Source organism: Sinomonas sp. RB5, from assembly GCF_054063535.1.
In genome coordinates, this window is the sequence record NZ_JBSSGJ010000019.1 from 42,595 (window position 1) to 65,847 (window position 23,253).

A 23,253-nucleotide genomic window follows, 5' to 3' on the forward strand; every position below is an offset into this window, starting at 1 on the left:
ATGCCGCAGGCAGGCGGGGGACGTGGGCCCGCGGGCGTCAGCGCCCGCGGGTGGGGCTGGCGGCACGCGGGCCGGAAGGCCTTCGCCGTCAAGGACCTCGACCTGACGATCGCGCCGGGGGAGCGGGTCCTGCTCCTCGGCGCGTCCGGGGCCGGCAAGTCCACCCTCCTGCACGCGCTCGCGGGCGTGCTCGGCGCGGCGGAGGAGGGCGAGGAACTCGGCGTCCTGACGGTCGACGGCGTCCCCGCCCCCCGCGCGCGCGGCCGCGCCGGCCTCGTCCTCCAGGACCCCGACGGGCAGATCGCCATGGCCCGCGTGGGCGACGAGGTCGCCTTCGGGTGCGAGAACCTCGCCGTGCCCCGGGAGGAGATCTGGCCCCGGGTGCACCGCGCCCTCGACGACGTGGGCCTGGCCGTGCCCCTCGACCACCCTACCTCGTCCCTCTCCGGCGGCCAGAAGCAGCGCCTCGCCCTCGCGGGCATCCTCGCCATGGAGCCCGGCCTCGTACTCCTCGACGAGCCCACCGCCAACCTCGACCCCGCCGGCGTCGAGGAGGTCCGGGAGGCCGTGCGCCGCAGCCTGGACCGCACCGGTGCCACGCTCGTGGTGGTCGAGCACCGGGTCGCGGTCTGGGCCGGCCTGGTCGACCGGGTCGTGGTGCTCGACGCCGCCGGGGGACTCCTCGCCGACGGCTCGCCGGACGCCGTGCTCGCCGACGCCGACGCACGACGCCGGCTGGCCGCCTCGGGCGTGTGGGTCCCCGGCTGGCACCCGCTCACCGGGGACGAGCCCGCGAGGCCGCTGCGTGCCCAGCCCGAGCCGGGCGGCGCGCACGGCGAGCCGCTGCTCGCGGGGGAGGGCCTCGCCGTCGGCCGCGTGCGGAAGGCCCCGCCCGTGGTGACAGGCATCGACCTGGCCCTGCGCGCGGGCGAGTCGGTGAGCGTGACCGGGCCCAACGGCGCCGGGAAGTCCACGCTCGCGCTGACCCTCGCCGGCCTGCTCCCCGCCGCGGGCGGCCGGCTCGAGGCGCTCCCGGTGCTCGCGGGCACGGCGGGCCCGAGCCCCCACCGGTGGCGCTCGAGCGAGCTCGTCACCCGGATCGGCAGCGTCTTCCAGGAGCCCGAGCACCAGTTCCTCACCCCGCGGGTGATCGACGAGCTCGAGTTCGGGCCCCGCCGCGTGGCCCGGCGCAGCGAGGCCGAGGTGCGCGCCGCCGTCGACCCCCTCCTCGAGCGGCTCCGCCTCGGCAGGCTCGCGGGCGCCAACCCCTTCACGCTCTCCGGCGGGGAGAAGCGGCGCCTCTCGGTCGCGACCATGCTCGCCACCTCACCGCGCATCCTCATGCTCGACGAGCCCACCTTCGGCCAGGACGCCCTCACGTGGGCCGAGCTCGTGCGGCTGCTCGCCGAGCTCCTCGCCCAGGGCACCTCGCTGCTCGCCGTCACGCACGACGAGGACTTCACGACGGCCCTCTCCGACTCCGTGTACCGGGTGGACGGCGGCCGCGCGGCACCCGTGGGGGCGGTGGCATGAGCGCGGACATCCTCACCCCGGAGGTCGCCAACTCCGTGCTCGCCCGCGCCAACCCGGTGGCGAAGCTCGCCGCGGGGCTGTGCATCACGGTGGCGCTGCTGTTCAGCGTGGACCCCGTCTCGGCGTCCGTGGCGCTCGCGTGCGAGCTCGCCCTCGTGCCCCTGCTCGGCGTGCGCCCGGGGACCCTCGCGAAGCGCACGTGGCCGCTGGCCGCCGCGGCGGCCCTCGCGGCGTACTCGACGGCGCTCCTCGGCGCCAAGACCGGACCGGTCTGGGTCCAGCTCGGGCCCGTGGTGATGACCGAGCACTCGGTCCTCGCCGGGGTGGCCATCGGGCTGCGCGGCCTCGCGATCGCCCTGCCGGGGGTGTTCCTCCTCTTCTCCACCGACCCCACCGACCTTGCCGACGGCCTGGCACAGAAGCTGCACCTGCCGAGCCGGTTCGTCCTCGGGGCGCTCGCGGGCATGCGGCTCGTGGGGCTCCTCGTGGACGAGTGGCGCACCCTCGGCCTCGCGCGGCGCGCCCGCGGGGTCGGCAGCGGGCACAGCCCCGTGGCCCGGGCCCGGGCGTTCCTCGGCCAGGCCTTCGCCCTCCTCGTGCAGGCGATCCGACGGGCCACGCGGCTCGCGGTCGCGATGGAGGCCCGCGGCTTCGGCGGCACCGTGGACGGCCGCCCCGCCCCGCGCACGTGGGCCCGCGAGTCCAGCTTCTCCCGCCTGGACGTGTGGGTGCTGGCCGCCGGTGTGGGCATCGCGGCGCTCGCCGTGGCGGCCGCGGTGGCCCTGGGCACCTGGAACGTGGTCTGGGGCTAGCGCCCTGGCGCACGACGGCGGCCCTCACCTCGGGCGGCCCGGGGCACCTCGTGCGGGAGGCGCCGTCGTGCGCTCTGGCGCGTCGCCGGACGGGCGTGCGATGGTGGCGGGGGGAGGAGCCGGCAGCACCCTAGGAGCCCACGATGTTCCAGCCCACCGCCTCGTTCTCGAGCTTCAGCGTCGACGACGTCGAGAAGGCCCGCGCCTTCTACCGCGACACGCTCGGCTTCGACGTGGCCGACCAGATGGACGGCCTCCTCATCACCGTCCCCGGAGGCCAGAGCGTGTTCGCCTACCCCAAGCCGGACCACGTCCCCGCGACATTCACCGTGCTGAACTTCGAAGTCGCCGACCTGGACGCCGCGATCGCCGAGATCGAGCGGCTCGGGGTCCACCTCGAGCAGTACCCGAGCACCCCCGAGATGCCCGTGGACGAGCGCGGCGTGCTGCGCGATCCGGGAAGCGGCATGGGAATTGCTTGGTTCACCGATCCGGCGGGTAACGTGCTCTCGGTCCTCGCGCGAGCGGGCGCGGGAGCCGGGCGCCCCTGAACGTGCGACACGCCGGTATATCACCGAATGATGTCTGCCGCCGGTCTAGACCTTTGAAATCTCGGTTTTGAGCGTCGATTTGCCCCTGCGTATAGCAGCTGTGATATTTTCGAGTCCATGGCACAACAGACTGCTGAAACCGTCGGCGTCCTCCTGCGCGACGTCCGCTCCCACCGGGGCTGGACCCAGGGACAGCTCGCCTCGGAACTGGGAACCAGCCAGAGCGCCGTGGCGCGCATGGAACAGGGCAAGCAGAACCTCAGCCTGAAGATGATCCAGCGGATCGAGGACATCCTCGGCCAGCGGATCGTCAACATCGGCGCCCCCAAGATGACCCACCTGCGGGTCGAGGGCGGCCACCGGCTCTCCGGCGCCGTGGACGTCAACACGTCCAAGAACGCGGGCGTGGCCCTGCTGTGCGCCTCCCTGATCAACCGCGGCACCACCACCCTGCGCAACCTCGCCCGGATCGAGGAGGTCAACCGGATCGTGGAGGTCCTGACCTCGATCGGCGTCGAGTGCACCTGGCTCCCCAGCGAGGACGGCGAGCAGGCCCGTGACCTGCTCATCCGCCGCCCCGCCACCCTCAACCTGGACGGCATGGACGTGGAGGCCGCCCGGCGCACCCGCAGCGTCATCATGCTCCTCGGCCCCCTCCTCGACGAGCGCAGCGAGTACCGACTGCCGTACGCGGGCGGCTGCGACCTCGGCACCCGCACCGTCGAGCCCCACATGCAGGCCCTGCGCGAGTTCGGGCTCGCCGTCGAGGCCACCGCCGGCTTCTACACCGTCCGCGCCCCCGAGGCGGACCGCGCCGACCGCACGTTCGTGCTCACCGAGCGCGGCGACACCGTCACCGAGAACGCGATCATGGCGGCCGCGCACCGCGAGGGCGTGACTGTGATCCGCAACGCGAGCCCGAACTACATGGTCCAGGACCTGTGCTTCTACCTCGAGGCGCTCGGCGTCACGATCGACGGCGTCGGCACCACCACGCTGCGGATCCGCGGCAAGGCGCGCATCGACGCGGACATCGACTACTGGCCCAGCGAGGACCCGATCGAGGCGATGAGCCTCATCACCGCCGCGATCGTGACCAACTCCGAGGTCACCGTGCGCCGCGTGCCGATCGAGTTCATGGAGATCGAGCTCGCGACCCTCGCCACGATGGGCCAGAAGCTCGCGATCTCCGGCGAGTACATGGCGCGCAACGGCCACACCCGCCTTGTCGACGTGACCACCCTGCCCTCCGAGCTGCACGCCCCGACGGACAAGATCCACCCCATGCCCTTCCCGGGCCTGAACATCGACAACCTGCCGTTCTTCGCGGTCATCGCCGCGAACGCGACCGGGCAGACGATGATCCACGACTGGGTCTACGAGAACCGGGCCATCTACCTGACCGAGCTCAACCGGCTCGGCGCCCACGTCCAGCTCCTCGACCCGCACCGCATCTACGTCAACGGCCCCACCAAGTGGCGCGCCGCCGAGGTGGGCTGCCCGCCGGCGCTGCGTCCCGCGGCCTGCATCCTCCTGGCCATGCTCGCTGCGCGCGGCACGAGCGAGCTGCGCAACATCTACGTGATCGAGCGCGGCTACCAGGACCTCGCCGAGCGGCTCAACTCGATCGGCGCCAAGATCGAGTACTTCCAGGACTGACCCCGGCCCCGTCTGGGAGTCAGCTCCTGGGAGGCACCTCCTGGGAGTCACGTCCTGTGGGTTCCGACCCGCAGGACGTGACTCTCAGGAGCTGACCTTCAGGAGGTGACTCCCAGACGGTGGGGCGCTGCGGGCGCATGCGGCAGGATGGCCCCATGGCTGAGAACGACAGCAAGACCTACACCGCGGTCCAGTACAACGCGACCGGCCCCTCGTCCGTCCTGACCGTGCGCGAGCGCGACCTCACGGAGCCCGCCGTCGGCCAGGTGCGCGTCCGCATCGCGGTCGCGGGCGTGAACCCCACGGACTGGAAGGCCCGCGCCGGCGGCACGTACCCCGGCGCCCTCGACGGCTGGCATGTGCCCGGCCAGGACGCGGCAGGGACGGTCGACGCCGTCGGGCCGGGTACCGCGGGCCTCGAAGCCGGGCAGCGGGTCTGGCTCTGGGACGTTGCCTACGGCGGCGCCGAGGGCACCGCCCAGGAGTACGTCAACCTCCCCGCCGCCCAGGCGCAGCCGCTGCCCGAGGCGGAGTCCTTCGACACCGGCGCGTCCCTCGGCATCCCGGCGCTCACCGCCCACCGCGCCCTCACGGCGAGCGAGCAGGGCCCGTCCCGGCTTGCTCCCGGCGCCCTCGCCGGGAAGACGGTCCTCGTCACGGGCGGCGCCGGCGCCGTGGGCCACGCCGCCATCCAGCTCGCGCGCTGGGCCGGGGCCCAGGTCGTCGCCACCGTGAGCAGCGAGGAGAAGGCGGCGCTCGCCAGGGCGGCGGGGGCCGGCGTCGTCCTCAACTACCGCGAGCAGGACGTCGCCGCCGAGGTGCGGCGCGTGGCCCCGGACGGCGCGGACGTGATCGTGGACGTCAACGCTGCCGCGAATATCGCCGCTGACCTCGACGCGCTCGCCCTCGGCGGCACCGTGGCGATCTACGCCGGGACCGGGAACGAGTCCGTCGCGGTCCCGGTCCGCGGTGCGATGGGCAAGAACGCCCGCCTGCAGTTCATCCTCACCTACACGGTCTCGGACGCTCAGAAGCACGACGCCGTCGCCGCCGTCGGCGCGGCCCTCGCCGACGGCGCGCTGCGGGTGGGGGAGGAGCACGGGCTGCCGCTGACCCGCTTCCGGCTCGCCGAGACCGCGGCGGCCCACGACGCTGTGGAGGCCGGCACGGTGGGCAAGGTCCTCCTCGACATCGGCTAGGAGCACCCGTGCGTGACGCGCTGATCTGGGCAGGGTTCGTGGCGGGCGTCTGCCTGATTGCCGGGACCTCGATGAGCATCGTCGGGGCACTCGTGGTTCCGCGGCGCGTCGACTCGTGGGTCACCCGCGCCCTCGACGCCCTGTTCGACCGGGCCTTCCTGCTGGCGCTCCGCGGCGTCCGGTCCTACCGGCGGCGCGACCGGATCCTCGGCTGGCAGTCGCCGCTGACCCTCGTGGCGCGCCTGACCGTCTGGATGGCGATGCTCGTGCTCGGCTTCGCGCTCGTCATGCTGCCGGACACGGACGACCTCGCCGCGGCCCTCGAAGACGCCGGGTCGTCCCTCTTCACGCTGGGCTTCGCTGTCCCGCACGGCGGCGGCGGCCAGTTCGCCGCCTACCTCGCCGGCTTCGCAGGCATCGCGGTCATCGGCCTCCAAGTCGGATACCTGCCGACCGTGTACGCGGCCTTCAACCGGCGCGAGACCGAGGTCACCCTCCTCGTCGCCCGGGCAGGGACCCCAGCCTGGGGTCCGGAGATCCTCGTGCGCACCCACTGGGGCACGGGCGGCGGCGACTCCGGCCCCGTCCTGGGCGACCTCTTCGTGCGGTGGGAGCGGTGGACCGCCGAGGTCGCCGAATCGCACACCACGTACACGGGGCTGCTCCGCCTGCGGTCGCCGAGGACCGACTCCCACTGGCTCACGTCCCTGATCGCCGTGATGGATGCCGCCGCCCTCCACCTCGCGCTCGCCCCCGGCGCAGACCCGAAGATCACCGCACGGCTCATGCTCCGCATGGGCTTCGAGACCCTCGCCGACATGGCGAGGGCCATGAAGCTGCCGGTTCCCGACCTCGCCGAGATCTCGGTCGACCCCATGCCGATCTCGATCACGTTCGAGGACTTCGCGCGTGCCGCGGAATCCCTCCGCTCGGTCGGGTATCCCGTGACCGAGACCGATGAGGACGCGTGGCCCCACTTCGTGGGATGGCGCCAGAACTACGACCGCACGGCGCTCGCGCTGTGCCGCGAGCTCGACGCTCCGCCGGCCCTGTGGACCGGCCCCCGGAGGTGGCCGTCGCAGCCCACCCCGCCCCGCCGGCCCAAGCTGGGGCAGCCGCGCCAGCAGAAGTGACGGGGCCGGTCAGCCTGCGGCCTCGGGGAGCGCGCCCTCGATGAGGGCCACGATCGTCGGATCGTCGGGCCGGGTCTGGGGGCGGAAGCGGTGCACCGCGCCGTCGGGCAGCACGAGGAACTTCTCGAAGTTCCACTGCACGCGCCCGGACCGGCCCGCGGCGTCCGGGGCCTTGGTCAGCTCGCGGTAGAGCGGGTGCTGCCCGCGGCCGTTCACCCAGGCCTTGGCCAGCAAGGGAAACGTCACGCCCCACGTGGCGGAGCAGTATTCCGCGATGCGCCCCTCGTCCCGGTACTCCTGCAGGAACTGGTTGCTGGGCACGCCGAGCACCGTGAAGCCGCGTGCGCCGTACCGCCGCTGGAGCTCCTCGAGCTGCTCGTACTGCGGGGCGAGCCCGCAGCGGCTCGCCACGTTGACCACGAGCCGGACCTTGCCCGCCCACTCGCCGAACGTCGTGGTGCGTCCGTCCAGCAGGGCGACCTCGATGGCGTCGAGTTCCATCCTCGTCCTCCCTCTCTCCCACGGGGGACAACGAACATCGGCGCCCCGGGGTTCACGCGGACCGGCCCCGGCCGACGAGGGCGAGGAGCCCGGCTGCGGTGACGGCGCCGAAGCCGATGATCGTCGCCGCGATGCCGAACGCGTCCGCGCCCCAGCCCAGCAGCGTGGCGCCGATCGGGGTGCTGCCGGCGATGAGGAGCACGAACAGGCTCATGACGCGCCCGCGCAGCCGGTCCGGCACCGCGCGCTGCAGCATGCTGTTCGCGGTGGTCGTGTACACCGTGCCGCTGGTCCCGGCGACGACCATGAGCGCCAGGCTCACCGGGTAGGAGCGGGAGACGCCGAGGGCCACGAGCACGACGGCGAGGACGGCCGCCGCGGCGACCAGCCGGCGTCGGCCGCCCGCCCCCAGGACGATCAGCCCGGCTCCGGCCACGAGCGAGCCGGCCCCGAACGCCCCCATGAGCGCGCCGAAGCCGTCCGCCCCCACGCGGAGGAGGTCCTGGGCGATGAGCGGCCCCGCCACGGGCCAGTTGAATCCGAAGGTGCCCACCACGGCCAGGGAGGTGAGGACGAAGAGGACCGCCGGGGTGTGGAACGTGTAGGCGAGGCCCTCCCGCAGCGCCCGGCGCCCGGGCCGCTCGCCGGACGGCTGGTGCAGGTCGGCGCCGCGCAGGAGCAGCAGGGCGGCGAGGGAGGCCAGGAAGCTCGCCGCGTTGAGGAGGAACACGGCCGCGGCGGAGGACTGCGCGAGCACGAGGCCGCCCAGGGCGGAGCCGACCATGCGGGTCCCGTTGAACTGGATGCTGTTCATCGTGACCGCGTCGGGCAGCAGGTCCCGTCCCACGAGCTCGGGCAGGAACGCCTGCTGCGTCGGGTTGTTGAAGGCGTTGGAGAGCCCGAGGACGAACGCCAGCGCCGCCAGGACCCAGATCTGCGGCGTCCCCACGAGCGTGAGGATGCCGAGGACCACCGCCTGGACGGCCGCGAGGGTCTGCGTGGCCAGCAGCAGGCGGCGCTTCGCCACCCGGTCGGCCAGTACCCCGGCCGGCAGCGTGAACAGCATCATCGGCAGGAACTGCAGCATCGTCACGGTGCCGAGCACGCCGGGGGAGTGGCTGATCTGGAGCACGAGCCAGGCCATGGCCACGGTCTGCATCCACGTCCCGGTCCCCGAGACGAGCTGCCCGGTCCAGAACAGGGCGAAGTTCGGCACGCCCAGCACGCGCACCATCTCCCTCGGCCGCCGGTGCCCCGGGGGCGGGGCCTGCCAGCCGTTCGTCTCGGGCCCGCTCACGCTCGCATCCTACGGCGGGGCGTCGGGAGGGGACGTTCGGCACTGCGGCGACGGAACCCCGCGGGCCATCCTGAACATGGAGGCCGCCCGGCCGGCGGCCCTCCGTCGCAAGGAGGTGGCGACGATGCAGTCGCTGATGTGGAAGTTCAGGATTGCCACGCTGTGGGTCTTCTACGCGGTGGGCATGGTCCTGCTGTTCATCCTGTCCCTCATGGAACCGGGCTTCATCGACGAGCTCAGGGCCGGACGGGTCGAGGGCATGCCCGTGGACGGCTTCCTGACCGTCATGATGTCCGGCTTCGTGCTCGTCCCGCTGGCCCTCGCGGTCCTGACTTTCGTGCTCTCGGACCGTGTGGGGCGGTGGGTCAACGCGGTGGGCGGCGCGTTCTTCGGCGCCATGATGGTGTGGGACGTCTTCGAGCACCTGGGAGGGCTCGTGGCCGCGCCGTTCGTGGCCGGCCTGGTGGCGCTCGCGGGCCTGCTGGTCCTCGCGCTCGCCGTCGCCGAACCTGCCCTCGACCACGCCCACGCGCGGCGCGCCGGGCGGCCCCTCGCGGCCTGACCCGGCGCCGGGCACAAGGTCCCAGGCGCCAGGCCGAAGCCCGGTCAGGCCGGCTCGTGCTCCCCGAGGGCCTCGATCGACTCGGCCGCGTCCCACGCGAAGCTCGCGAGCCAGTGGGTCGACATGAAGTCGCCGCTGTCCAGGCCCTTGAGCCCCGCGGCGAACAGGGGCTGCACCGCGGCGGCGAGCACCGGCTCCGGTGAGGCCGCCGCGGCGGGCGGGCCGCCGGCGTCGTGCGCGTCCCGGAGGACGGCGACGATGCGGGCCAGCTGCCCCGCGCGGCTCAGGTTCAGGCCGTGCAGGTGGACCATGTAGCCGTCGGTCTCGTCCGCCACACCGACCGGGGCGAGCATGCGCGAGCCGGCGCCGAGGTCCGGGAGGAACCAGCCCAGCCACGCGGCGAACTCGTCCGGGGCCAGGACGCGGGCCATGAGGTCCGCCTCGGACAGCCCCGCGGAGAGGAAGTCCTGGCCGGACAGCTCCCACTCGGTGGCCCAGCCGGCGTCGTCGCCGAACCAGCGGCGGGCGGCCGCTTCGCAGGCCTGGGCCGCGTCGTTGCGGCCGAGCGCCCGGAACGCGTCCAGCATCCATGCGAGCCCGAACGCGGAATTGGTGTGGAGGCCGTGCCGGACGGGGAACTCCGCCGTGCCGAGCCACGCGGTGGCCAGGCCCGCGACCGTGTCGACGCAGCCGGCGAGGTTTTCGCCCCAGGCGCGCAGGCCGGCGTCGTCCGAGCCGGAGCAGGCCGCGGCGAGGCGCACGAGCCACGCCCACCCGTACGGCCGCTCCCACGAGGGGTTGGCGGCCAGGTAGGCGGCCTCGACCGCGAGCCTGTCCGCCGTGAGGTTCGCGCCGAGGGCCGCCCGGAGCTCCGCGGCGGTCTCCTCCGGCAGCGCGCCGGAGTCCAGCACGCTCACCCCCAGCCAGTGCATGTGCACGCACGAGTGCCAGTCGAAGGACGTGCCGAACGCGGGGTGCAGCTCGTGCGGCATGGCCGTGTCCTCGGCCGATCGCCGCACGTGGTGCGCCGCATACGGGTACTGGCGGCCCAGATTGTCCAGGACGACCTCGGCGCACCGCTGCGCCGCCGCGGGGAAGGGCGCCGCGGGGAAGAGTTCGTGGTCCATGGGGTCCTTTCGTGGTGCGTCCATGCGCCTAGAACGCGAGGAAGTACATGAGGGCGGTGTTGACCACGAGCAGCGGGATCGCGGTCCCGACCTGCGCGGTGATCACACCGTACTTGTTCTTCATCTCGAGGAGCGCGGACGGGACGAGGTTGAAGTTCGCGGCCATCGGGGTGCACAGGGTCCCGCAGAAGCCGGCCAGCATGCCGATCGCGAACACGATCGCCGGGTTGCCGTGGAACTGCTGGACGAGGACCGGCCAGCCGATCGCTGCGGTCATGATCGGGAACGCCGCGAAGCCGTTGCCCATGAGGATCGTGAAGATGAACATGCCCAGGCAGTAGACGATCACGCCGGCGATGAGCGAGCCCTTGGGCATCACGGCGGTCGCGAGGGTGCCGACGGCGGTGCCGACTCCGGCCTTCGTGAAGAGGATGCCGAGGGTGGAGAGCATCTGCGGCAGCAGCGCGGCCCAGCCGATCGACTCGAGGATGCGGCGGCTCTCGATGATCGGGTTCAGCTTGTTCTTCGGCTTCAGAAGCACGACGGCGAGGACGGCCGCCACGATCGCGCCGATGGCCAGGGCCACCAGGGTCGTGTTCTTGGGGTCGAGGATCGGGGTTTTGCCGATGGTCAGGGCGGGCGCCGCAAGCACGAGGACCACGGTCACGACGGGGATGGCGAGGGCCGGGACGAAGAGCCGGTTGCCGAACTTCGCGGCGTACTGCACCCGCTCGGCCGGGGTGGAGGTCTTGGCCCGGCCGTGCTTGAGGCGGCCGGTGGCGGCGAGGGCCACGAGGACCAGGACCGCGACGCCGAGGATCCACGCCGGGGCAGTTCCGGCGGTGACCCACGTGCCGTAGAAGAAGCACAGGCCGAGCAGGCCCCAGAAGGATGAGGCGCCCACGCGGTGCGGGTGGTTCTCGTCGCGGGCGATCAGCGATGCCCAGGCGATGAAGAGGGCCCCGATGAGCCAGTAGACGGCTTCGACGTTGATCACTTGGCGTCTCCCAGCTCGGTGGTGGCGTCGACGGCGGCGGTGCTGTCCGCGTCGTCGCGGGTGGTGCCTGCGTACTCGCGGTCGAGCGCCCGGTCGAGGCGCAGCAGCCGGAAGCCGTGGATGAGGAAGGCCGCGATCGCCGTCGGGATGGCCCAGAGGGCGAGCTGGAGCGGCTCGAGGTGCAGGTGGTAGGTGGTGTCCACGAAGGTGGTGATGAGCAGGATCGAGCCGACCGCCACGAAGACGTCCTCGCCGAAGAAGACGCCCACGTTGTCCGCGGCCGCCGAGTGGCCCTTGATCTTCTCCTTGACCTTCTCCGGCACGTGGCCGTAGCGGCGCATCGCCGCGCCCTCGGCCATGGGGAACACGAGGGGTCGCACGGTCTGCGCGTGGCCGCCCACGGTGGTCAGCCCCACGGCGGCGGTGAGCTGGCGGATGGCGAGGTAGGCGAGGAGCACGCGGCCGGCGGTGAGCTTGGCGAGCTTGGCGATGAGGTTCTTGGCCTGCTCCTGGAGGCCGGAGTACTCGATGATGCCGATCACGGGCAGCACTGCCGCGAAGATCGTCACCGAGCGGCTGCTGGCGAAGCCGGAGCCGAACGCCTCGAGGATCTGGAGGGGGTTGAGTCCGCCGAGGAGTGCCGTGACGATGCCCGACACGGTGACGACGACGAGGGGGTTCAGTCGGATGGCAAAGCCAACGATGACCAGGAGTACCCCGATGAGTACAAGCATGATGGTCCGTTCCGGTGGGAGTGCACGAGCCCTGCGTCAAGGCCCCGGTGGGTGACGGCGCGCCGCGGCGCTGTGAGCTAGAGCATATCGGGTTGTTCAACAATCAAGCAAGGGGGTTGTTGAACAATCCGTCTGAAAGTCACCTCCTGAAAGTCACCTTCTGAAGGTCACCTTCTGAAGGTCAGCTCCTGAGGGCACCTCCTGTCGGCAGCCCACAGGAGATGACCCTCAGACGGAGACGCACCCGCGGGAGGTGACTTCAGACGGGACGCACCCGCAGGAGGTGGCACTCAGGAGGTGACTCCCAGACGGAGGGGGAGGGGGAGGGGGAGGCGCGGGGCTCAGCCGCCGATCGCCTCGAGGAGCTGGTGCTCGGCGCGGTTGAGGTACTGGGCCATGGCCTCGGCCGCCTGGGCGTTCCGGCCCGCTTCGAGGAGGCCGAGGATCTTCGCGTTCTCCTCGACGTAGGGCTCGTGGAAGCGCGGGTCGGCGCCCATCGTGGCGAACACGAGGCGCATCTCGGCCAGGACCTGCTCCATGAGCGCGCTCAGCCGCTCGCTCCCGGCCCGGGCCACGATTCCGCGGTGGAACTCCTGGTTCGCGTCCGCCATCGCGGGCACGTCGCCGGCCGCCGCCGCAGCCCGGGCGGTCCGGACGACGCCGGCCAGCGCCTGGGTGGGCTGCGCCGGAGACCACAGCAGCGCCCCCGGCTCGACGAGCCGCCGCACCCGGTAGATCTCCCGGATGTCCTCCGCGGTCGGGTGCGAGACGAAGACGCCCCGGTTGGGGATGCGCGTCACGACCCGCTCGGTGGTCAGGGTCGCGAACGCCTCGCGCAGCGTGTTGCGGGAGACGCCCAGTGCCTCCCGCAGCTCCTCCTCGGCGAGCTTGGCGCCCGGCGCGAGGCGGCCGTCGGCGATCGCCTGTCGCAGCTGCGCGGCCACCCACGAGCTCGTCTCGGCGTGCCTCGTGTTCCCGGCGGCGCGGCGCAGGCTCGTCAGGACCGCCTCAGTTGTCATGACGCCAGCCTATCCGCGCGCCCAGCCCCCGGAGGTCAGCTCCCGATCGTGGTCAGGACCGTTCCGGGCACGACGGCGTCGCCCGCCGCCGCGGCCCGCTCGCCGACCGTCCCGGCCCGGTGGGCCTGGACCGTGGTCTCCATCTTCATGGCCTCGAGCACCACCACGCCGTCCCCGGCAGCGACCTCGGTGCCGGGCTCGACGAGCCACTTGACCACGGTGCCGCCCATCGCGGCGGTGAGGTCGGCCGCGGAGGGAGCTCCGCCGTCGTGCGCGGCGCTCGCCGACCCGGAGGACCCGGAGCCAGCCGATGCGGCGGCCCCGCTCCCGGCCGCGAGCCCGGCCAGCAGGGACTCGGGCAGGCCGAGGGTCATGCGGCGGCCGTCGAGGTCGATCGCGAAGGTGCGGCGGCCGGCGTCGTGCGCGGCCGGGGCGGTGAAGTCGGGGCTCCCCGCGAGCTCCTCGGCGAACTCGGCCTCGATCCACGTCGTGTAGACGCCGAACGCGCCGTCCTCGGCGGCGAACGCGGGGGAGTCCACGACCGCCCGGTCGAAGGGCAGGACGGTGGGCAGGCCGCGGATCTCGAACTCGCGCAGGGCGCGACGGGCCCGGCGCAGCGCCTGCTGCCGGTCCGCGCCGGTGACCACGAGCTTGGCCAGGAGGGAGTCGAACTGGCCGGGGACGGTGAAGCCGTCGCGGACTCCAGCGTCCACGCGGATGCCGGGGCCCGCGGGCGGGGCGAACCGCTCGATGGTCCCGGGCGCGGGCAGGAAGCCCCGGCCCGGGTCCTCGGCATTGATGCGGAACTCGATCGAGTGGCCGCGCGGCTCGGGGTCCTCGAGCACGGGCAGCACGTGCCCGTCGGCGACCGCGAGCTGCGCCGCGACGAGGTCGATTCCGGAGGTCTCCTCGGTGATGGGGTGCTCGACCTGCAGGCGCGTGTTGACCTCGAGGAAGCTGATGGTGCCCTGGCTGTCGAGGAGGTACTCGACCGTGCCCGCGCCGACGTAGCCGGCCTCGCGGCAGATCGCCTTCGCGGAGGAGTGGATGCGCTCGCGCTGCTCGGGGGTCAGGAAGGGGGCGGGCGCCTCCTCGACGAGCTTCTGGTGGCGGCGCTGCAGGGAGCAGTCGCGGGTGCCGACCACGATCACGTTCCCGTGCGTGTCCGCGAGGACCTGCGCCTCGACGTGCCGGGGCCGGTCGAGGAACTTCTCCACGAAGCACTCCTCGCGCCCGAACGCCGCGCGGGACTCGCGCACGGCCGAGTCGAAGGCCTCCTCGATCTCCTCCATGGCGCGCGCCACCTTGAGACCGCGGCCGCCGCCCCCGAAGGCGGCCTTGATCGCCACCGGCAGCCCGTGCTCGGCGGCGAAGGCGCGCACCTCCTCGGCGCTCGCGACCGGCCCGTCGCTGCCCGGGGCCAGCGGCGCGCCGGCGCGGACGGCCACCTCGCGGGCGCTAACCTTGTCCCCGAGGAGCCGGATGGTCGCCGGGGAGGGGCCGATCCAGGTCAGGCCGGCGTCGAGGACGGCCTGGGCGAAGCCCGCGTTTTCGGAGAGGAAGCCGTAGCCGGGGTGCACGGCGTCGGCACCGGAGCGCTCCGCGACGGCGAGGAGCTTCTCCACGTCAAGGTACGTCTCGGCGGGTGCGGTGCCGCCGAGCGCGTAGGCCTCGGTGCACGCCTCGACGTGGAGGGCGTCCGCGTCCTGGTCAGCGTAGACGGCGACGCTGGCCAGCCCGGCGTCGTCGCACGCGCGGGCGATTCGGACGGCGATCTCGCCGCGGTTGGCGATGAGGACCTTACGCATGGGCATTTCCTTCTGGGGTCGTGGGGGCGGCGCCGGGCACGGGGACGAAGCGCACCCTGGCGCCCGGGGGAAGCTGGGCCGCGAGGTCGAGGTCGGCGCTGACGACGACGCCGATCACCGGGTATCCGCCGGTCACCGGGGCGTCGGCCAGGAACAGGACGGGCAGGCCGCTCGCGGGGACCTGGACGGCGCCGCGCGCGGTGCCCTCGCTCGTGAGCTCGCCGCTGCGGGCGCGTTCGAGCGGGGCCCCGTCGAGCCGGACGCCCACCCGGTTGGACTGCGACGTGACGGTCCACTCCTGCCCGAAGAAGGCCCGCACGGACGCATCGGTGAACCAGTCCTGCCGGGGCCCTGTCAGCACGCGCAGCTCGGCGGGAGCGGCGGGATCCGGGAGCGGCGGGGGCACCTCCGGCAGCCCGACCACATGGGCGCCGCGGGTCGGGGCCACCGCGAGGGCGTCCCCAGCCGCGAGCGGCGCGGGCCCGATCCCCGAGAGGGTGTCCGTCGAGGCGCTGCCGAGGACACGATCCGCCTCGAGGCCGCCGCGGACCGCGAGGTACGTGCGCAGCCCGCGGGCCGGGGGACCGACGGTGAGGGTCTCGCCGGCCAGGAGGGCGAACGGGGCGTCCAGCGGCGCATCCCTCCCCTGTGAGGGGTCATGTCCCTGCGCGGTGCCGGGCCCGGTGATGCGCAGCGGGACGCGTGCGCCGGTCACGGCGAGCACCTGGTCCCGTTCGGCGCGCAGCTCGAGGCCGCCGAGGAGCACCTCGAGTCCGGCGGCATCCGGGGCGTTGCCGGCCATGCGGTTGGCCCGGCGCAGCGCGCCGCGGTCCAGCGCCCCGGCGGGGCTCACCCCGAGGGCCGCGCGGCCGGGCCGCCCCGCATCCTGCACCGTGGTCTGCAGGCCCGGGCGCACGACGACGAGCCCCGCCTCCGCGCGCGCCGTCGCCTCGCCACCGGCGGAAATGGTGGCTTGAGCACGGTGCGGGGCGTGCGCACCGTGCTCAACTCCACATTGGACGGGGGCCCCTCCGGGCGCGGGAGCCGCAAGGGACGCGGACGCCCGGACCGGCAGGAACTGCACGCGGTCGCCGGGCGCCACGAGCGCGGGGTCCTCGCGGGAGAGGTCCCACATCACGGCGTCCGTGTGCCCGATCAGCTGCCACCCGCCCGGGGACTCCCCGGGGTACACGGCCGAGTAGGCGCCCGCGAGGGCCACCGATCCCGCCGGGACCACGGTGCGCGGTGAGGTGCGCCGCGGGACGGACGGGGCGGCGTCGTGCGTCAGGTAGGCGAACCCGGGCGCGAAGCCGCCGAACGCCGCGTCCCACACGGCCCCGCTGTGCGCGGCGACGAGCGCCTCCGGCGAGAGCCCGGTGAGGCGGGCAGCCTCCTCGAGGTCGGCGCCGTCGTACACGGTCTCGATGTGCACGAGCCGGCCCGGCGCACGCTCGGCGTCCTCGAGGTGGAGGGCCCGCACGTACGCGGCCGCGCGGGCCACGGCGTCGGGGGAGGCGGCGACGATGAGCACCGTGGTCGCGGCGGCCACCACGTCGACGACCTCGAGGTCCCCGGCGTGCTGCGCTGCGGCGAGCTTGGAGGTCAGCGCCAGGACGGCGCCGAGGGTGCGCAGCTCGACGAGGACGGCGCGGTCGCCGGCGGGCCGGAGGCCGAGGACGGGGTTCTGGACCGCGGCCGCGTGGGCGGTCATGCGAAGCTCGCGATCCCGACGCCGGCCTCGGCCACCGCTGCCCGGACGCGGGCGGCCATGGCGACGGCGCCCGGGGTGTCCCCGTGGACGCAGATGCTGTCCGCCGCGATGCGGACGATCGAGCCGTCGATGGCCTGGACCTTGCCATCGAGGATGCGCAGCACGTGCTCCACGATCCCGTCGAGGTCGTGCAGCACGGAGCCCGGCTCGCGCCGGGAGACGAGGGTGCCCTCCGGCGTGTAGGCGCGGTCGGCGAACGCCTCGGTGACAGTGCGCAGGCCCGCGGCCTCGGCGGCGCGCTGGATCTCGGAGTTCGGCAGGACGAGCAGCGGCAGGCCCGGGGCCACCTCGGCCACGGCCTTGGCGACCGCCTTCGCCTGGGTCTCGTGGTGCACGATCGTGTTGTAGAGCGCTCCGTGCGGCTTGACGTAGTGCACCTCGGTGCCGGCCGAGCGGGCCAGGGCCTCGAGGGCGCCGATCTGGTAGATGACGTCGTCGATGAGCTCCTTCGGCGCCACGTCCATGAAGCGCCGGCCGAATCCCGCGAGGTCGCGGTACGCGGGGTGCGCGCCGATCACGACGCCGGCCGCGGCCGCCGCCTCGCACGTGGCCCGGATGCCGCTCGGGTCGCCGGCGTGGAAGCCGCAGGCGACGTTGGCGCTCGAGACGCTCTCGAAGATCGCGGCGTCGTCGCCGAAGGTCCAGTTGCCGTAGGACTCGCCGACGTCGCTGTTGAGGTCGATGCTTGCCATGGTGATCTCCGTCTCACGAGGTGGTGATCCAAGCATGCATCAATCGGCCGGATTGTTCAACAATCTTTGCTGGGTTGCTCCGGGGACCCGCGTGAGCTGGGTCACGAAAACCTCTGGACAGATTGTTGAACAAAGTTCTAGGGTGGTGGGTACCTCGGGCGATGACGCAGTGGCGCCGCCCGGCACAGTCTCCGGGCGTCCGCCCCCAAGAATCGTGAGGTTGCCATGTCTGATGTCGAGAACCAGGTCAGCGAGGACACTGGGCGCTTCGCCTGGTACCGCACCCTCGGGGAGCGCGGACGGAGGGCCTGGATCGGCGCCTTCGGCGGATACGCCCTCGACTCCTACGATTTCCAGGTACTGCCCCTCTCGCTCGTCGCGATTGGCGCCTACTTCCACCTCTCGACCGGCCAGGCTGGCCTCCTGACGACCGTCACACTGGTCGTGTCGGCCATCGGCGGCGCGCTGGCCGGGGTGCTTGTCGACCGCATCGGGCGCACCAAGACGCTCATGATCACGGTGGGGACCTTCGCACTGTTCACGGTCCTGTGCGGCTTTGCCGGCAGCTTCGAGCAGCTGCTGGCCTTCCGCACGCTCCAGGGGCTCGGCTTCGGCGGCGAGTGGGCCACGGGGGCGATCCTCGTGGCCGAGTACGCGAAGCCGAAGTACCGCGGGCGTGCGGTGGCGTTCATCCAGAGCTCGTGGGCGGTTGGTTGGGCGCTCTCGGTCCTCGTCTACACCCTGGTCTTCAGCTTTGTTCCCGCGGCCACGGCCTGGCGCGTGCTCTTCTGGACCGGCGCGCTCCCGGCCGTGCTGCTCCTGTTCCTCCGTCGCAACGTCACAGACGCTGACGCGGCGACGGAGCGGAGGCTCTCGAGCGAGAAGCGGGGCAGCTTCCGGGACATCTTCACCGGCCCCTTGGGCCGCACCACGCTCTTCGCCTCGTTCCTGGCGACCGGGGTCCAGGGCGGCTACTACACCCTGGCCTCGTGGATCCCGACCTATCTGAAGGTGGATCGGGGCCTCAGCGTGGTGGGAACGGGCGGCTACCTGACGTTCCTCATCTCCGGGGCCTTCATCGGGTACGTCTCCGGCGGGTATCTCACCGACCGTCTTGGACGGAAGAAGACGTTCCTGCTCTTCTCGGTCCTGTCGGCCCTGATCATCTTCGCCTACGTCAACATCCCCGCCGGCGCCAGCATGCTGGTGCTCGTCCTGGGCTTCCCGCTGGGCTTCTTCACTTCAGCAATCTTCAGCGGGTTCGGCTCGTTCCTCTCGGAGCTCTACCCGGCTCACCTCCGTGGCACCGGCCAGGGGTTCACGTACAACTTCGGCCGGGCCGTCGGGGCGTTCTTCCCCACGCTCGTGGGATTCCTCGCCACGACGCTGGGCGTGGGAGGGGCCATGATCTTCGGCGCGGCGGGGTATGGCATCGCCGTGCTGGCGCTGCTGGGCCTGCCGGAGACCAAGAACCGCGAACTCGCCTGACCGCCCGAAGAATCGCCCGACGAGGAGACCACCCTTGACGACCATGAACCTAGCCCCCCAGTCCGCGCATCCGCGCCAGGCCCGGACGGCATTCCGCGGCGGCCTGGCGGTGCCCACCTCGGGCTGGTCCGCCGGCTACACCCAGCTGAACATGATCTCAGTCCCCGCCGACTGGGCCTACGACGTGCTGCTGTTCTGTCAGCGGAACCCGAAGCCCTGTCCCGTGCTGGACGTGACAGACCCGGGATCGACGACGACGGCGCTGGCCTCCGAGGCTGACCTGCGTACCGACATTCCGCGCTACCGTGTGTGGCGCGACGGCCACCTCGACGGGGAGCCGGCCGAGGTCGTCGAGGTGTGGCGCGACGACCTCGTGACGTTCCTGATCGGCTGCAGCTTCACGTTCGAGTCGCCGCTGGTCGAGGCCGGCATTCCGCTCCGGCATGTTGATCAGGGCAGGAACGTCTCCATGTACCGCACGGACATCGAGTGCCGCCCTGCGGGCCGGATGCATGGGCCGATGGTCGTTTCAATGCGGTATGTCCCGGAGGACCTCGTCGACACTGCAGTCCGGCTCAGCGCCCGGATGCCCGCCGTCCACGGAGCCCCGGTCCACGTGGGCGATCCGGCGGCCCTCGGCATCGCCGATCTGGCAGCCCCCGACTACGGCGACGCGGTCGCGCCCGCGCCCGGCGACGTTCCGGTGTTCTGGGCGTGTGGCGTGACCCCGCAGGCCGCGCTGCTTGCCTCGAGGCCGCCCTTCGCGATCACCCACGCCCCCGGATACATGTTCATCAGTGATGTGCCCGACTCGGAATACCTGATCCAGTGATCCTTTGGCCGCGCCGCGCCTCAGCGAATGGTCCGGCGTTCAGCCCTCCAGCACCACGTCCGCCGCGGCCTTGTCCGGCCGCCAGCCCCGCCAGACGGGGTGACGGAGCCGTCCGCCGCTCGTGAGCTCCCCGTACCGGACCTCCGCGACGAGCTTCGGCGTGACCCAGTGGGCGTCCCGCGTGTCCTCCCGGGGCACGCCGTCGAGGGGCGGGGTCTTGCGCTCGAGGGGGCGCAGCCGGGACGAGACCTCGGCGAGCATGCGGTCCGTGAAGCCCGAGCCGACCCGGCCCGCGTACCGCAGCACGCCGTCGTCGTCCGGGATGCCGAGCAGGAGGGAGCCGACCGTCCCCGCCCGGCCGCCCTTCCCCTCGCGCCAGCCGGCCACCACGACCTCCTGGGTCTTCTCGTGCTTGATCTTCACCCACGCCCCCGAGCGGCGGCCGGCCTCGTAGCGGGCCGAGGGACGCTTGGCGATGACGCCCTCGAGGCCGTGCTCGGCGGAGGCCTCCAGGACGTCGTCGATGCTGCCGTCGAAGACGGGGGAGAGCTGCGCGCTCGCGGGCAGGCCGCCCTCGGCGAGGAGCTCGAGGGCCGCCCGGCGCTCGCGGAACGGCAGCCCGGTGAGGTCGCGCCCCTCGTACTCGAGCAGGTCGAACAGCACGATCTGCACGGGCACCGCCCGCCGGGCCCGCTCGACGTCGGCCGGCCGGCTGAGGTTCATGCGCTGCTGCAGGAGCCCGAAGTCGGGGCGGCCGGTCGGGCTCTGGGCGATGATCTCGCCGTCGAGCACGGCGGGCCCGAGCTCGGCGAGGTCGGCGAGCTCGGGATAGGTGAGGGTCTGGTCGATCCCGTTGCGGCTGATCAGCCGGGCCGAGCCGGCCCGGGTGTCCACGATCGCGCGGATGCCGTCCCACTTCATCTCGAACATCCAGTCGCCGTGCCGCACCAGGGCCGCCGTGCCTGACTGGGCGAGCATCGGGGAGGGGGGCGGGCCGGACGTCGCCGGTGGCCCAGACGTCGCGGGTGGCCCGGACGTCGCGGGCGGGCCGACCTCGGCGTCCGGCGCCCCGGCCCCGGCGTGGGGGCCGCGCCGCCAGTGCCCCTTGGCCTGGTCCTTCATGAGGTGCGCGAGCCAGTTCTCCTTCCCGGCAGACCCCTTCTCCGTGCGGATGAGCGCGAGCCGGACGCCCCCGCCCGGCGGATTCCCGCCGTCGGCCAGCCCCTCGGCAACGGACTCGAGCCCGCCGCCCTCGCGTCCGTGCAGGATCACGATGATCTCGTCCTCGCGCCACTTCTCGGCCTCGTAGGTGCCGGTGTCCCAGACGGACATCTCACCGGCCCCGTACTCGCCCTGCGGGATGCTGCCGGAGAAGGTGAGGTACTCGAGCGGATGGTCCTCGGTGTGCACGGCGAGGTGGTTCTTCCCGGTGCTGGTCGGAATGCCCTTGGGGATGGCGAACGAGGCCAGCACCCCCTCGTGCTCGAGCCGCAGGTCCCAGTGCAGCCGGCGCGCGTGGTGCTCGTGGATCACGAAGGCGTCGCCGGCGCCGGGCGTGGGCGCCTCGGCTGGGACCGGTTCCGGAGTCTTGGCGGCGTCCCGCTTGGCCCGGTACACCGTGAGCGGGTCGGCTCCGGCCGCGGCGGTGCTCCCGGCGGATGCGGCGGACGACGGCGCGCGGGCGCCGCCGTCGTCGTCCTCGCGTGAGGAGCGGGAACCGCCGGAGGAACCCGAGCGGGCGCCGGCGGCGGCGCGGGCCCGCGGGCGGGACGAGCGGCTGGAATCGTGCGTCCCGGCCAGCGCGGGCGGGTGCAGCGGCGCGAACAGGTCCCCGAACGTCTCGAGGCGCTCCGCCATCTCGGTGTAGCGCACGTGCGCCAGGCCGGGGGAGCCGATCTCCTCCCAGGTCCGCGGGGCGGCGACCATCGGCTGGACGCGGCCGCGCAGCGAGTACGGGGCGATCGTGGTCTTCTGCCCGCTGTTCTGGCTCCAGTCCACGAGCACGCGGCCGTGCCGGAGCGTCTTCTTCTGGTCGGCGACCACGAGGTCCGGGTGGTCCGCCTCGAGGGACTTCGCGAGCTCGCGGGCCACGGCGGAGACGGCCTCCCACTCCTGGCTGCCGTCGAGCTTCGCGTAGAGGTGGATGCCCTTGGACCCGCTCGTGACCGGGACGGACAGCAGGCCCATGTCGTCGAAGATCGGCTTGACCAGGTGCGCGACCTCGACGCACTCGGGCAGCCCCGCGCCCGGGCCCGGATCGAGGTCGATCACGAGCCGGTCCGGGTTGATCATGGTGTCCTCCTCGACCGCGCGCCACTGCGGCACGTGGATCTCGAGGGCGGCGATCTGGGCGAGCCAGACGAGGGTGGGCAGGTCGTTGACCAGGGGATAGGTGTTGGTCGAGCGGCGGTGGTGGAGCGTGACCCGCTGGACCCACTCGGGAGTGGACCGCTCGTCGAGGTTCTTCTGGAAGAACAGCTCCCCCGGATCGTCCGCGGTGCCCACGCCGTGCACCCACCGCTTCCGGGTCGCGGGCCTGTCCCGGATGGCCGGGACCATGACGGGGCCGACCATCCTGTAGTACTCGATGACATCGCCCTTGGTGGTCCCGGACTCGGGGTACATGATCTTGTCCAGGTTGGACAGGCTGATCCTGCGGCCCTCGATCTCGACGGTCTCGCGCTGCGCTGCCATGCGGCTAACCTCCCATGCGCCCCGGTCAAGGGGAAGATGTCCCCTTGGGTCTACCCGTCGGGGCGCCGGTCGAACCGGGGCGTGGTGTCCGAGCAGCGCGGACGAGGCCCCCGGTTCCGGACGCTGCCCCCTGCCGGAGCGGGGGGCAGCGTCCGGAACAGGGGGCAAGACCCGCGGAACCGAGAAGCGGCGCCGCGGTCCCGGAGCGGCGCCGGCCCCCTGGCCCCGGCGCCGGCCCAGACCTACCCGGCCCGCAGCTCCTCGGCGATGCCGTGCGCCCAGGCCTCGACCTCGTCCCAGTCGCGGAAGTCGCCGGCGGGCAGGGAGCCCCGGGGGTTCCCCGGCAGGTGCTCCATGATCTTCTCCATGAGCCCCACCGGCTCGGATTCCGGGTCCCACTTGCCGAAGAACACGTGGTCGCCCCTCACGTTGAGCTCATCGGCGAACTTGTCGAACTCGCGCGGCTCGCTGCTCTCACGGACGTCGCGGCCCTCCTTGTCCACCGTGTCCTCGCCGAGGGGTCCGCTCGCGAAGAGCCAGACCGGCCGCTCGGCCAGGTCCCGGTGGTGCCGCTTGGCGAAGGCGGTCGCCGCATGCATCCAGTGGAGGGCGTAGGCCGCGCTGCCGAGGACGACGGCGTCGTAGTGCGTCACGTCGTCGACCTCCTCGACCGGTCTGACGGTGACGGGAAACCCCTCGGCGGTCAGCGTCGAGCCGATCCGCTCGGCGATCCCCTGGGTGGCCCCGTGCTTGCTCGCGTAGGCGATGAGGACGTTCACGGCTGCTCCTTCGTTGGGCGGTGGCGGCAGGTCTGAAGCTCCTCCCACGGTGCGGCGCAGCGGTC

20 protein-coding genes are annotated in these 23,253 nt (G+C 72.9%); 9 read left to right on the plus strand and 11 right to left on the minus strand.

All coding sequences use genetic code 11. From position 1 onward, the window contains the following. The 6 genes from ACVWWH_RS17855 to ACVWWH_RS17880 all read left to right on the plus strand — a co-directional run bounded on the left by ACVWWH_RS17855 (position 1) and on the right by ACVWWH_RS17880 (position 6,887). Positions 1 to 1,533 (plus strand): ABC transporter ATP-binding protein, encoded by a 1,533-nt coding sequence (locus tag ACVWWH_RS17855; RefSeq protein ID WP_457317468.1) that lies wholly within the window; start codon positions 1 to 3, stop codon positions 1,531 to 1,533. Beyond that, the gene (locus tag ACVWWH_RS17860) at positions 1,530 to 2,345 is read left to right on the plus strand and encodes an energy-coupling factor transporter transmembrane component T family protein (protein ID WP_447419977.1); all 816 of its coding nucleotides are present in this window, start codon (positions 1,530 to 1,532) and stop codon (positions 2,343 to 2,345) included. Before ACVWWH_RS17855 ends, ACVWWH_RS17860 begins: the two co-directional genes overlap by 4 nt. Before the next feature lie 143 nt (positions 2,346 to 2,488). Further along, the gene (locus ACVWWH_RS17865) at positions 2,489 to 2,896 is read left to right on the plus strand and encodes a VOC family protein (RefSeq protein ID WP_457317469.1); all 408 of its coding nucleotides are present in this window, start codon (positions 2,489 to 2,491) and stop codon (positions 2,894 to 2,896) included. A 117-nt stretch (positions 2,897 to 3,013) separates the two neighbouring features. Further along, entirely contained in the window at positions 3,014 to 4,555 is a 1,542-nt protein-coding gene (locus ACVWWH_RS17870) for a UDP-N-acetylglucosamine 1-carboxyvinyltransferase (protein WP_066500527.1), read from the plus strand. A 155-nt stretch (positions 4,556 to 4,710) separates the two neighbouring features. Further along, the gene (locus ACVWWH_RS17875; RefSeq protein ID WP_457317470.1) at positions 4,711 to 5,754 is read left to right on the plus strand and encodes an NADPH:quinone reductase; all 1,044 of its coding nucleotides are present in this window, start codon (positions 4,711 to 4,713) and stop codon (positions 5,752 to 5,754) included. 8 nt (positions 5,755 to 5,762) lie between these two features. Beyond that, positions 5,763 to 6,887 carry a hypothetical protein gene (locus ACVWWH_RS17880; RefSeq protein WP_066500525.1) on the plus strand — a complete coding sequence of 375 codons (1,125 nt, stop codon included), beginning with the start codon at positions 5,763 to 5,765 and terminating at the stop codon, positions 6,885 to 6,887. Positions 6,888 to 6,896: 9 nt separating this feature from the next. Here the strand turns inward: ACVWWH_RS17880 and ACVWWH_RS17885 are convergent, their stop codons facing one another. Both ACVWWH_RS17885 and ACVWWH_RS17890 read right to left on the minus strand, forming a co-directional pair. Continuing rightward, positions 6,897 to 7,388, minus strand: a complete 492-nt coding sequence (locus ACVWWH_RS17885; protein WP_457317471.1) for a glutathione peroxidase — start codon at positions 7,386 to 7,388, stop codon at positions 6,897 to 6,899. Positions 7,389 to 7,440: 52 nt separating this feature from the next. After that, positions 7,441 to 8,685, minus strand: a complete 1,245-nt coding sequence (locus ACVWWH_RS17890; RefSeq protein ID WP_457317472.1) for an MFS transporter — start codon at positions 8,683 to 8,685, stop codon at positions 7,441 to 7,443. Between the two features lie 124 nt (positions 8,686 to 8,809). Between ACVWWH_RS17890 and ACVWWH_RS17895 the strand changes: the two genes are divergently transcribed. Next, entirely contained in the window at positions 8,810 to 9,247 is a 438-nt protein-coding gene (locus ACVWWH_RS17895) for a DUF6326 family protein (protein WP_157089146.1), read from the plus strand. A gap of 44 nt (positions 9,248 to 9,291) precedes the next feature. Here ACVWWH_RS17895 and ACVWWH_RS17900 read toward each other — a convergent pair whose 3' ends face one another. The 7 genes from ACVWWH_RS17900 to ACVWWH_RS17930 all read right to left on the minus strand — a co-directional run bounded on the left by ACVWWH_RS17900 (position 9,292) and on the right by ACVWWH_RS17930 (position 17,395). Then, positions 9,292 to 10,374, minus strand: a complete 1,083-nt coding sequence (locus ACVWWH_RS17900; RefSeq protein ID WP_457317473.1) for a DUF2891 family protein — start codon at positions 10,372 to 10,374, stop codon at positions 9,292 to 9,294. Positions 10,375 to 10,402: 28 nt separating this feature from the next. Next, positions 10,403 to 11,371: a DUF979 domain-containing protein gene (locus ACVWWH_RS17905; protein WP_066500510.1), complete on the minus strand. Its 969-nt coding sequence runs from the start codon at positions 11,369 to 11,371 to the stop codon at positions 10,403 to 10,405. Then, positions 11,368 to 12,105, minus strand: a complete 738-nt coding sequence (locus tag ACVWWH_RS17910) for a DUF969 domain-containing protein (RefSeq protein ID WP_066500508.1) — start codon at positions 12,103 to 12,105, stop codon at positions 11,368 to 11,370. Before ACVWWH_RS17910 ends, ACVWWH_RS17905 begins: the two co-directional genes overlap by 4 nt. Positions 12,106 to 12,446: 341 nt before the next feature. Then, positions 12,447 to 13,124, minus strand: a complete 678-nt coding sequence (locus tag ACVWWH_RS17915) for a GntR family transcriptional regulator (protein WP_066500505.1) — start codon at positions 13,122 to 13,124, stop codon at positions 12,447 to 12,449. Between the two features lie 35 nt (positions 13,125 to 13,159). Beyond that, complete coding sequence (locus ACVWWH_RS17920; RefSeq protein ID WP_457317474.1) at positions 13,160 to 14,932, minus strand: acetyl/propionyl/methylcrotonyl-CoA carboxylase subunit alpha; 1,773 nt, start codon at positions 14,930 to 14,932, stop codon at positions 13,160 to 13,162. Continuing rightward, complete coding sequence (locus ACVWWH_RS17925; protein WP_457317475.1) at positions 14,925 to 16,643, minus strand: 5-oxoprolinase subunit B/C family protein; 1,719 nt, start codon at positions 16,641 to 16,643, stop codon at positions 14,925 to 14,927. The genes ACVWWH_RS17920 and ACVWWH_RS17925 overlap by 8 nt, the downstream gene beginning before the upstream one ends. After that, entirely contained in the window at positions 16,640 to 17,395 is a 756-nt protein-coding gene (locus tag ACVWWH_RS17930) for a LamB/YcsF family protein (protein WP_457317476.1), read from the minus strand. The genes ACVWWH_RS17925 and ACVWWH_RS17930 overlap by 4 nt, the downstream gene beginning before the upstream one ends. Before the next feature lie 225 nt (positions 17,396 to 17,620). Between ACVWWH_RS17930 and ACVWWH_RS17935 the strand changes: the two genes are divergently transcribed. Together ACVWWH_RS17935 and ACVWWH_RS17940 are read left to right on the plus strand one after the other, a co-directional pair. Next, positions 17,621 to 18,883 carry an MFS transporter gene (locus ACVWWH_RS17935; protein ID WP_457317477.1) on the plus strand — a complete coding sequence of 421 codons (1,263 nt, stop codon included), beginning with the start codon at positions 17,621 to 17,623 and terminating at the stop codon, positions 18,881 to 18,883. 43 nt (positions 18,884 to 18,926) lie between these two features. After that, a complete protein-coding gene (locus ACVWWH_RS17940) occupies positions 18,927 to 19,715 on the plus strand; it encodes a putative hydro-lyase (protein ID WP_457317502.1) in 789 nt (262 codons plus the stop codon). Between the two features lie 39 nt (positions 19,716 to 19,754). Here the strand turns inward: ACVWWH_RS17940 and ACVWWH_RS17945 are convergent, their stop codons facing one another. Both ACVWWH_RS17945 and ACVWWH_RS17950 read right to left on the minus strand, forming a co-directional pair. After that, positions 19,755 to 22,409 carry an ATP-dependent DNA ligase gene (locus ACVWWH_RS17945; RefSeq protein ID WP_457317478.1) on the minus strand — a complete coding sequence of 885 codons (2,655 nt, stop codon included), beginning with the start codon at positions 22,407 to 22,409 and terminating at the stop codon, positions 19,755 to 19,757. A 242-nt stretch (positions 22,410 to 22,651) separates the two neighbouring features. Further along, positions 22,652 to 23,188 (minus strand): flavodoxin domain-containing protein, encoded by a 537-nt coding sequence (locus ACVWWH_RS17950; protein WP_066500483.1) that lies wholly within the window; start codon positions 23,186 to 23,188, stop codon positions 22,652 to 22,654. Positions 23,189 to 23,253: the final 65 nt, after the last annotated feature.